Annotated in this window: 7 protein-coding genes, 1 tRNA gene and 2 pseudogenes; 3 read left to right on the top strand and 7 right to left on the bottom strand. The window is 58.6% G+C overall.

What is annotated here, in order from left to right:
* Positions 1-115: 115 nt before the first annotated feature.
* Positions 116-314: pseudogene (locus ABRP93_RS07725) on the bottom strand (hypothetical protein).
* On the opposite strand from ABRP93_RS07725, the pseudogene ABRP93_RS07720 reads away from it, so the two are divergent.
* Positions 262-986: pseudogene (locus ABRP93_RS07720) on the top strand (integrase core domain-containing protein). The pseudogenes ABRP93_RS07725 and ABRP93_RS07720 sit on opposite strands and share 53 nt — an antisense overlap.
* Positions 987-1,081: 95 nt before the next feature.
* Here the strand turns inward: ABRP93_RS07720 and ABRP93_RS07715 are convergent.
* Positions 1,082-1,155: transfer RNA gene (locus ABRP93_RS07715), tRNA-Gly, on the bottom strand.
* Positions 1,156-1,218: 63 nt separating this feature from the next.
* Here ABRP93_RS07715 and dcd point away from each other — a divergent pair.
* Positions 1,219-1,788 carry a dCTP deaminase gene (dcd, locus tag ABRP93_RS07710; protein ID WP_034659548.1) on the top strand — a complete coding sequence of 190 codons (570 nt, stop codon included), beginning with the start codon at positions 1,219-1,221 and terminating at the stop codon, positions 1,786-1,788.
* Between the two features lie 36 nt (positions 1,789-1,824).
* Positions 1,825-3,147 (top strand): UDP-glucose dehydrogenase family protein, encoded by a 1,323-nt coding sequence (locus ABRP93_RS07705; protein ID WP_349887536.1) that lies wholly within the window; start codon positions 1,825-1,827, stop codon positions 3,145-3,147.
* Here the strand turns inward: ABRP93_RS07705 and ABRP93_RS07700 are convergent.
* The 5 genes from ABRP93_RS07700 to ABRP93_RS07680 form a co-directional block, all read right to left on the bottom strand.
* Complete coding sequence (locus ABRP93_RS07700; RefSeq protein ID WP_349887537.1) at positions 3,144-4,271, bottom strand: YibE/F family protein; 1,128 nt, start codon at positions 4,269-4,271, stop codon at positions 3,144-3,146. The genes ABRP93_RS07705 and ABRP93_RS07700 overlap by 4 nt on opposite strands.
* 255 nt (positions 4,272-4,526) lie before the next feature.
* Positions 4,527-5,756 carry a pyridoxal phosphate-dependent aminotransferase gene (locus ABRP93_RS07695; protein ID WP_349887534.1) on the bottom strand — a complete coding sequence of 410 codons (1,230 nt, stop codon included), beginning with the start codon at positions 5,754-5,756 and terminating at the stop codon, positions 4,527-4,529.
* Between the two features lie 55 nt (positions 5,757-5,811).
* Positions 5,812-6,462 (bottom strand): DUF1707 SHOCT-like domain-containing protein, encoded by a 651-nt coding sequence (locus ABRP93_RS07690; RefSeq protein ID WP_349887533.1) that lies wholly within the window; start codon positions 6,460-6,462, stop codon positions 5,812-5,814.
* A gap of 75 nt (positions 6,463-6,537) precedes the next feature.
* Positions 6,538-7,842, bottom strand: a complete 1,305-nt coding sequence (locus tag ABRP93_RS07685; protein ID WP_349887531.1) for a cation:proton antiporter — start codon at positions 7,840-7,842, stop codon at positions 6,538-6,540.
* Between the two features lie 34 nt (positions 7,843-7,876).
* Entirely contained in the window at positions 7,877-10,753 is a 2,877-nt protein-coding gene (locus ABRP93_RS07680; RefSeq protein ID WP_349887529.1) for a (Fe-S)-binding protein, read from the bottom strand.
* Positions 10,754-10,849: the final 96 nt, after the last annotated feature.

The raw sequence follows: 10,849 nt of genomic DNA, 5'->3' as shown, positions 1-10,849 counted from the left end.
ATGGCCGTAGCCTTTCCCGCCCGCTTCGACAAATACCTATAAACCTAGCCCCACACACAAACAACTTGACACGCTCCACACAGGTTCTGGGATGCTCCCGGCACGGCGGGCAGGCTTAAGTCCATTGACGAGCCGTGTGCCATGAAACCCCCAACTTTGGAGCTACTGCCTGGCACGCAGCCTGCATCGACATGTTTTCTGCCAGGATGCGATCCTCCACCAAGCGAACGACGCGGTCCTTGGCATCCTGGTCAAATTTTCTTGGCATGTTCCAGATTTTCCCATCTACTCAAACGGAACAAAACCTGGGACACTTCACAGCACGCGTTTACAGGCACTGCAGTCGCAGAAACGCTCCAACACCTCATCGACACCTACGGGCCACCCGCATCCACACTCACCGACAACGGACTGGTCTTTACGGCACGACTCACAGGTCGAAAAGGAGGCCGCAACGCATTCGAGAAAACCCTCAACCACCACCGCATCCAACAGAAAAATGGTCGTCCAGGCCATCCCCAAACTCAAGGAAAAATCGAGCGCTTCCACCAAACACTCAAAAATGGATCAACGCCCGACCACTCGCTAAAGCCGTCGCTGAACTGCAGACACTCCTCAATGAATTCCGCGACTACTACAACACCACACGCCCCCACAAAGCCCTAGGCCGACGCACCCCACACCAGGCCTATACCACCGGCGCCAAAGCCAACCCAGCCCACAACCCGACACAAGAATGGCGCACAAGAAACGACGTCGTCTGGGACAACGGCAAAACCACCGTGCGCTACGCCGGCAAACTCTTCCACCTAGGCATCGGCCGCAAATGGAAGAGAAAGAAAATCCTCATGGTCATCGCCGACAACCACGTCATCACATCACTAGCCGAAACCGGCGAAGTCATCACCGAACACTACATCGACACCAGCCGCAACTACCAAAAGCCCTACTGGAAACAAGGAGACCCACCCCTAGGCCCAGAATAAGAAGAAACCGGCATCCCAGAACAAAAAGAAACTGAGATGCCGGTTTGTCAACGATGTCGCGACTCACCTGTCAAGCATGTCGCGACTCATGACAATGGAGCCGACGACGGGAATCGAACCCGCGCCAGCAGCTTGGGAAGCTGCAGTTCTACCATTAAACTACGTCGGCACTGCGCTAAATGCGCTTTCCCTACTATACACCTTAGGTAGGGGATTGAGTAGAATCGGGTCCGTGCTTCTTTCAGATCGTGATATTCGTTCCGCCGTTGATTCCGGAGAGCTGGGCATCGAGCCCTTTAATAGTGAGCTTATCCAGCCTTCTTCCGTTGACGTGCGCTTGGATAAGTATTTCCGGGTATTCAATAACTCCCGCTATACGCACATTGACCCCAAAGCGGAGATGCCGGAGCTTACCACCTTGGTGGAAGTAGAAGAGGATCACTCCTTCATTCTCCACCCCGGCGAGTTTGTGCTTGGCGCCACGCTGGAGAAATTCACCCTTCCGGCTGACTTGGCCGGGCGTTTGGAGGGCAAGTCCTCGTTAGGACGGCTAGGTCTCTTGACCCACTCCACCGCGGGCTTTATCGATCCCGGCTTTTCCGGGCACATTACCCTGGAGCTCTCCAATACCGCAAACCTGCCCATTGCGCTGTGGCCGGGAATGAAGGTGGGTCAGCTGGCCATCTTTAAGATGACCTCGCCGGCGGAAAGCCCCTATGGCACGGGTGCGTTGGGATCGAAGTACCAAGGCCAGCGCGGCCCAACGCCATCAAAGTCTTACCTGAACTTCCGCAGGGATTAATCTGGTATTTACATAAAATCTCTAGGATGAGGTTTTATGCGGATGACTGTTATTGGCGCCGGTTACCTGGGTGCCACCCACGCCGCCTGCATGGCGGAATTGGGGCATGAAGTTTTAGGCGTCGATGTAGACGAGGATAAGATCTCCGTCTTGCAATCGGGCAAGGTTCCCTTTTTTGAGCCGGGGCTGCCGGAGGTACTCGAGCGCAATATTGATGCTGGGCGCTTAGGGTTTAGCACGGATTATGACGAGGCCGCGCAATTCGCCAACGTGCACTTTCTCGGCGTGGGAACCCCGCAGCGCCGGGGTTCTTATGCAGCGGATATGACCTACGTTAAGGCCGTTATCACGGACTTGGTGCCCAAGCTGCGCGGGGAGCACGTCATCTTTGGTAAATCTACCGTTCCGGTAGGCACGGCGGCCGAACTACAAGAACTTGCGGATGGTTTGGCGCCCGAGGGAACCCGCGTGGAAATCGCGTGGAACCCGGAATTTTTGCGCGAGGGTTATGCGGTGCATGACACCATCACCCCGGACCGCATCGTGATTGGTACCCGCGAATCAGAATCTCATGCCGAGGAGCTTGCCCGTGAGATCTACGCGCAGCCGTTAGCGCAGGACACGCCCTTCATTGTGACCGATCTGCAGACCGCAGAGCTGGTAAAAGTCTCCGCCAATGCTTTTTTGGCCACCAAGATTTCCTTCATCAATGCGGTCTCTGAGATTTGTGAGATCGCGGGGGCGGACGTGGTGGCGTTGGCGGATGCCATTGGCATAGACAAGCGCATTGGTCGCAAGTTTCTCGGCGCGGGCTTGGGCTTTGGCGGTGGATGCCTGCCCAAGGATATCCGCGCTTTTATGGCGCGTGCCGGTGAGCTCGGCGCTGATCAGGCGCTGACCTTCCTGCGCGAGGTGGATGCGATTAATATGCGCCGGCGCGACCGCATGGTGGATCTGTCTAAAGAAGCCTTCAATGGCTCGCTGTTGGGCCACCGCGTCACCGTGCTGGGCTGTGCCTTTAAGCCGAACTCGGATGATGTGCGGGATTCGCCGGCGCTCTCGGTGGCTGGGTCCTTGTCCTTGGCGGGTGCGGCGGTGACCGTTTATGACCCAGAGGGCATGGACAACGCCAAGAAGGTTTTTCCCACCTTGGACTATGCCGCCGACACGGAAACCGCCTTGCGGGAGGCGGAACTTGTCATCCTGGCTACCGAGTGGGAGCAATTTAAGGAACTGGATCCGAACGAGGCCGGCGAGCTCGTGGATAATAAGCACATTATCGATGGCCGCAATGTGCTGGACGTTGCGGCCTGGTCCAACGCCGGCTGGAAGATACAGGCGCTGGGGCGCACGCTTTAACGGCGGCGCGACGGGACCGTAAACGCGGCAATCAGCGTGGTAATGGGCACCGCGAGGGTCAGCGCCATGGCGCCGACGCCGGAGCGCAGGAGTTCGGTGGCGACGAGATCGCTGCTAAGTATTTGCCCCGCGGGGCGTTCGGCGGCGGTAATGAGCAGGAGCAGGGGCAATGCGGCGCCGGTATAGGTCAAAATGAGGGTATAGACCATCGAGGCAATGTGGTCGCGGCCGACCCTCATGGCGGATAAGAAAAGCTCTAGCGGTGTGGCCGCGGGGTCGGATTCATGCAGCTCGGTGATGGTGGAGGCTTGGGCGATGGCGACATCGGCAAGGCTGCCCAACGCACCCACGACGAAACCGCACAGCAGCACGCCCAGGATGGAAACATTGGGCAAATATAGCAGCAGCTTGAGGTTATCTTCGGAGCTAAAGCCTTGCAGCTGCGAACTATCGATGGCCGCCCAAGCCAAAAACGCGGCGATGGCGAGCGCCGTCAGTGAACCGCCGACCGCAGAGGCGGATTTCCAATTCACGCCGTGAACAAGCGGCACGGCAAGGAGAATGATGGCGGTACAGGCGGCGAGGGCCACCCACAAGGGATTGGTGCCCGCAATGAGTGCTGGGATGAGGAAGCTAAAGACGATGCCAAGGCTCAACCCCAAGCCGATGATCGCGCGCACCCCATGCCACGCCGCGAAAGCAATGATGACGATCGCGATGACCACTCCCCAGAGCAGGAGGCTATTGCTGCGCTGATAATCGGCAAAGGCATACGAGACGGATCCGGTGGGATCGGTGGTCTTGGACAGCACGATATTATCGCCCGGCTGCAATTCTGGGTCGCCCGCGTTGCCGTAGGTGACCAATTGGGTCATCTTTCCCTCGTCCTCGCCGGAGGTGATCTTTACCAGCGCCCGGTCACAGTCCACTTCTTCCTTTTCCGGAATAAGCGGCGGGGTATCGAAGGCCAAGCCGGTCTGCTCCGATTGGCACGCCGAATGATCGGTCTTCTCCACGGTGCCTTCCACCTGCGGGTGGTTCAACGCGTAGGTGGACTCGAACTCCTCCGAGGTGTGCTCAGAGGCAGCACTAGTGGGCCAGAGCAGGACGAGGCCGACCAGCATGGCGATAAGGACCGCACCGATGGCGGTTACTAGCCCAATGCGCCACGGGTGACCGGATACCGAGTGCGCCAACTGACGTGGCTTTAGGCGTTGTAACCTCGACCGGCCCTGCGCGTGCCCGCTGGACTCCGATCGACCCTGCGCTTGCCGATGCCGCGAAGCGGCGCCCCTAGTGGAATTAGAAACCGAGGAATGTCGTCCCATACGGTGTATTGTCAACGATTATTACTGCAATTACCAATCGGCTGCTGGGCTCTATTGGCGGTAGCTGACTAAGAAATTGCCCAAGCGTTCGATGGCGTTTTCTAACTGGGAGGCCCAAGGCAGCGTGACCACGCGGAAGTGATCCGGGTGCGGCCAGTTGAAGCCGGTGCCTTGGACCATGAGGATCTTTTCCGCCTTGAGGATGTCCAACATGAGTTTGGAATCATCGTGAATGTCATAGACATTGGGATCCAAGCGCGGGAAGAGATACAACGCGCCTTTCGGCTTTACTGCGGAGACACCCGGAATTTCGTTGAGTTTGTCATAGGCGATATTGCGCTGGCGCAGCAATCGTCCCCCAGCCCCGGTGAGCTCGAAGATGGATTGGCGGCCGCCCAGCGCCACTTGGATGGCATGTTGCGCGGGAACATTCGGGCACAGGCGGGTACCTGCCAGCAATTCGAGCCCCTCAATGAGCCCGTACGCATGATGCTTCGGACCCGTAATGACCATCCAGCCCGCGCGGTAGCCGCATACTCGGTAGGCCTTGGACAGGCCATTAAAGGTAAAGGTCAAGAGATCTGGGGCCAGCGAGGCGATGGAGATATGCTTCGCATCGTCATAGAGGATGCGGTCATAAATCTCATCGGCCAAGATGAGCAGGTTGTGCTCGCGCGCGATATCCACGATTTGTTGCAGGACCTCGCGCGAGTACACCGCACCGGTTGGGTTATTCGGGTTGATGACCACGATGGCCTTGGTCTTTTCGGTGACCTTGGACTTAATATCCTCGATAGACGGATTCCATTCATCTTCCTCGTCGCAGAGGTAGTGCACTGGGGTGCCACCGGCCAGCGAGGTTGCTGCCGTCCACAGCGGGTAATCCGGCGCCGGGATGAGAATCTCATCGCCATTATTGAGCAACGCCTGGGTGGTCATGGTGATGAGCTCGGATACGCCATTGCCCAAGAAGACATCGTTAATATCAAAAGGTGGGAAGTCCTCGAGCTCATAGCGCGTGACGATGGACCGGCGGGCCGAGCTAATGCCTTTGGACGTGGAATAGCCCTGGGAGGTGGGTAAGGCGCTGATCATATCGCGCATGATGACATCGGGTGCATCGAAACCAAATACGGCAGGGTTGCCGGTATTGAGCTTTAAGATGGTGTGACCATCTAGCTCCATTCTCTCCGCTTCCGCTGAGACCTCACCGCGAATATCGTAGGCGATGCCTTTTAGTTTTTCGGACTGGTCAAAGATGCGGGGTGTGGGAGAAGTCATGGCCATATTGTGCCATCTTTCACAGCGCTAAGAAGGATTGCAGCGCAACTCAGTGCTATTTTTTATTCCACTTGCTGATTTGCTTCTTCGCCATTTCCATAGCTTGACCAGTAATTTCACCGGCCTGCTGGCGGCGCTCGGCCCACATTTTCTTCTCTAATTCTTTTTGGTGCGCCCGCTCGTGAGCCGTCAGTGCACGGATTTCGCGCTGTTGTTGGCGCTCAATTTGCCGCACCGACGGGGCATGCCACGATTGCGGGCCTATCTTGGCCACGTACAACAGGATCCACACGATGGGAATGAGCGCTGCGGCCGCGGCGCCGCCCGCCAGCAGCCACGGGCTATTCATGGTGGCGCTCAGCGCGACAAGAGTAGGCGATGCCGCGAGCAACACCACCGAGCTGGTCAGTGCGGTAGCGAGGCGGGGCTTCTTTGCGGCATTCAAGGCGCGGTCCACATCGCCTTGGGAATAGATTTTTACCTCTTGCGATCCGGTCGCAGGAATATCGCTGAAGACAGGCGCCAGATCCTGTTGGGTTACGGCCTGCATGACGCTATCGGAGCGCTCCTCAAACTCGGTCATAGATAAGCGTCCTTCGCCCACTGCGCGGGCTAGATCTGTAAGGGCATCGTTGCGCTCTGAATCGGATAGACGCAGTGTCCGGTCATAGGGGGAGGGTCCGTAGCTATTAGTCACAGCCACCATGATAGACAAGCTAATTCAAAAAGAATATGCCCTGCCGCGGTGGCAGGGCAGAGCTTTCAGTGCGGTGTAGACAGTTTAGAGTTCCTCTGACTCTTCTTTGTCGTCCGCAGTGGACTTGGCTTTCTTCTTTGGGTCGGATTCATCCACCGTCTTGGAGTCCTTCCTTCCCACTAAGTTGGCCAGGAACGGGAAGATGGCAACAGTCAACGCTCCACCGGCGACGAAGATGGAGGCGGTTTCTTGCTTCATCAATTCGGAATTAACCGCCAGCGATGTCACGGCAACGATGATCGGCAGGCCGGTCGCCGTGTACAAACTGACTTGGAGGCGTTCGCGCACCGTTTCAATTTCGGAGCCGGTGTGGCCCACATTTTCGCGCAGGAATACCGGAAGACCGCGGGTAACAAGAATCAGCGCGGGGATGCCCAGTACCTTCCCCGGATTATTGGCGATGGTATCCCAGTTAATCGTCATGCCGGAGACCACGAAGAAGACCGGGATGAGCATGGAGTGGAAGACCACATCGAGGCGGTGCTCCAGCCGGCGATGGAACTCATCCGGAATGATGCGGTTCAAGATGATGCCAGCGGCGAAGGCTCCCAGCACGATGTCTAGCTCAAAGACCGCCGTGACGGCCATGAGGGTGGCAAGAATAAGGATAATAAGGCGCAGAATGGTCTGGTTGGTGGACCCTGCACCGGAGATAAACGCCGCTTTAACCCACGGAATCGTTGTTGCAATGGCAGCCGGCATGATGGCAACGGCCACGGCGATGCCGATGAACGCGAGCATAATCAGCAGCGTGGTCCACGTGGAGCGTGTACTGAGCAGCAGTGCCATCGCGGTAATGGGGGCGACTTCACCAATAGCGCCGTGAATCATGACCGATTTGCCCACTTTGGTCTCGAGCACGCGGTCCTGTTTCAACATGGGCTGAAGCGTGCCCAGTGCCGTGGATGTCAGTGCCAGCGCCACCACGATGGCACCAGGGACATTATCGACCAAGAAGTACGCGCCGACGCCGCAGGCCACGAGGCAGATAAGCCAGGTGGACAGTGCAGTTCCCGCCTCTTTGGTTTTGAGCGTAGAAATCTCGATTTCAAAACCGGCGAGCAAGAAGAGTGCACCAACACCCAGCTCTTTCAGCATGCTGATGCCGGCATCCTCATGGGCGACATCCAAAAGCGATGGGCCGATGACCATGCCAAAGATGATGAGAAGGGCAACGGCCGGCAACCGGTTGCCCAACATGAACGACACTATGGGCGCCAACAGCGCCGCGAGCATGATCCAGGCAAAGGAAACGAGGCTAGTGGTGTTTTCCGTCGCACCCGCTGCGAGAACAAAAGTATCCGCAGCCCATCCCACATCTAAATGCATGAATCACAGCGTACGCACTCATCCGTGCGCATGCCTACTCGGTATTCGTGTCCTTCGGCGGTGTGGGTGGCTTCGGCGGTTCCGGTGGCTTGGGGGCCTTGGGAGCCTCCGTGCTTGCCGATGGCGCCGGTGGTGCCGGCGGAGTGGACGGCGCGGACGATGCCGGCGGAGCTGGTGGCGCCGCTGCCTCGGGTTTCTTGTCAGTCTGCGGTGGCTTTGGCGCTGCTGGAGCCTGTGGCACCTTGGCAGCTTGCGGAGCCTTTGGCGGCTGTGGAGCTGCAGGTGGCTGTGGCGTAGCTGGTGCTTGCGATGCAGCGGGTGGCTGTGGGGCACTAGGCGGTTGGGGCGCCGCGGGTGCTTTCGCATCTGGAGCAGCCGGCGGAGTCGGGGCACCTGGAGCTGCCGGGGCACTTGGCGCTGCCGGAGCCTTCGGAGCCGCCGGGGCGCTAGGTGCCGAAGAAGAACCCGGAGCGGCAGGAGCAGCAGGGGCCTTGGGAGCCTTCGGCGGCATGGGAGCACCCGGTGAGGTTGGCGCGCTGGGCACGGAAGGGGCACTCGGTGCAGAAGGCGGAGTAGGCGCCGACGGGGCATTAGTGGATTTCGGGGCACGCGGTGCACCTGGTGCGTTGGGTGCCGAAGGAGCCTTGGGGGCCGCCGGGGTAGAAGGAGCCTTTGGCGCGGATGGGGCCGCAGCATTGGGGGCCGCCGGTGCCGAAGGCGCGGCGGGCGTAGCAGGTGGCGCGGTAGCCGTGGGGGTATTGGTGGAGGAGGGGGCATCGGCAGGCGCGGGCGCCTTGGGGGATTCAGCGGTGGTGGTAGCTGAAGCCGTACGGTGGCGCACTGGGGTGCCCAAGAAGGCCTTGGGGCGAGGCTCCGGAAGGGTGCCCTTGTCATCCAGGGAAATGGAGTTGCGCAGCATGGTAGCCACGTCGTTGACTTGGGTGGTGGGGGTAGACTCGGCGGCCAAAGATTTCACACCGCCGGTCATCATGACATTGCAGAACGGGCAGCCGGTGGCGATTTCCTCGGCGCCGGTCTCTAGCGCTTGCTCCGTGCGGAACTCATTGATTCGAGAGCCCAGCTTTTCTTCCATGAACATGCGCGCGCCACCGGCGCCGCAGCAAAAGGCTTCATCGCGGGACTTGTCCATCTCGCGCAACTCCACGCCCGTGGCCTCGAGAAGCTCGCGCGGGGGATCGAAGACCTTATTGTGCCGGCCCAAGAAGCACGGATCGTGGTAGGTGATGGGCTTGCGGTTTTCTGGGGTGCGCGGAACCGGCTGCAGGAGCTTTTCGCGCACCAGGCGGTTGAGTAGCTGCGTGTGGTGGAATACATCGAAATGCCCGTCAAAGTCCGGGTACTCATTGCGGATGGTATTAAAGCAGTGTGGGCAGGTCGTGATGATTTTCCGCTGGCCTTTGGGCACGCCCTCGAAAGCGTTGTTGAGTGTTTCAACGTTTTGCTGCGCCATCATCTGGAACAAGAACTCGTTGCCGGCGCGGCGAGCGGGATCGCCGGTGCAGGTCTCACCGGTAGAAAGCACACCGAACTTGACGCCGGCGGTGTGGAGAAGATCCACCACGGCGCGGGTGGTGCGGCGGCCATTGTCATCATAAGCACCGGCGCAGCCTACCCAGAGGAGGTATTCCATATCGGAGAAGTCCGCGTCATCCTCACCAATGATGGGTACCTCGATGCCATCGGCACGCGCCTCATCAATCCAGGCGCGGCGCTCGGAATTATTGCGGCCCCAAGGGTTGCCCTTGTTCTCTATGTTCTTGAATAGGCCGGTCAGCTCCGATGGGAAATCGGATTCTGCCAAGACCTTGAAGCGGCGCAGATCCGCAATATGGTCGATGTGCTCGATATCGGTGGGGCACTGATCCACGCAGGCACCGCAGTTGGTGCAGGACCATAGGACGTCATCGTCGATGACACCAGCCGTCGAGAGCACATCGAGGCCCTCGTGTGGGTTGTAGTTATCCAGCGCGCCCTGGCGCAAGTCCATCATGACCTTTTTGGGGCTCAGCGGCTTATCGGTATTCCAAGCCGGGCACAGCTCCTGGCAGCGGCCGCACTCGGTGCACGCGGTCGAATCCAGCAGCATTTTCCAGCTGCCAGGGGTGATGTCTTCTTCCAAGTCCGGGGTAGGCAGGGATTTGAGCGCCTTTTCTCCAGAGGTATTGCGCTGGAAAAAGATATTGAAAAACGCCATGAAGCGGTGCCACATGACACCCCACTGGAATTTGCGGGAAATGAAGAAGATGAAAAGGAGCCCGGACAGCAGCTTGATCAAGGCAAAGAAGCTGACCAGTGCCGGGGACTCAGGCAGTGCCTTAGCTAAGTGAATAGTCAAGAAATCCGCGACTGCGGAACCGCCACCAAAGGCCGCGATCTTGGAAGCTTTGACCAAGAGCATGCTGAGGCCCTCGATGAAAACGATGGCCTCCACCCAGCGGGCCGCTGCCGTTTGGGAGTTGAAAAAGCGGCTGCCGCGCTCGGTATCGCCCAGTTTTAGGCGCACGCCGATGAGGAAGCAAATGCCCAGCACCGTGCCGATGCCGAGCACTTCTTCCACGAAGTGATACACCGGCCAGGTGCTTAAGCCCGGCCACCCTTTATCCGGGGCGAAAGTTTGAATATAGGCCTCAAACCACACCAGGATGCCGAATAAGAAGCCCACCATGACCGCCCAGTGGGCGGCATTGACCAATGGTTTTCCCTTGAAGTGGGTGTGGCCGAAGACCTCTGCCAGCACGCGCCCGACGCGCTTTACGGGGCTATTGGTGCGCTCTAGTTGGGTTGGTCCGCCGGAGCGGATGAACTTAATGAGCGCGCCTATGCGGGCGAAAAAGTATAGCCACACCGGAATCGATGTGGCTATAGCAATCCAACCGGACACGGTTGTCATTCGTGCTCCTTCACTACTAATGCTCCACGTTGTTATCTACCTTAAGGCCTCAAGGTGCAATCGTGGGAGTCAGTATTCAGTAACTATGAGTGAAGG

This window comes from Corynebacterium sp. KPL2850 (assembly GCF_040225855.1).
Classification (GTDB): domain Bacteria; phylum Actinomycetota; class Actinomycetes; order Mycobacteriales; family Mycobacteriaceae; genus Corynebacterium.
Note: the sequence above shows the minus strand (reverse complement) of the source record. Positions and strands in the feature narration are given on the sequence as shown.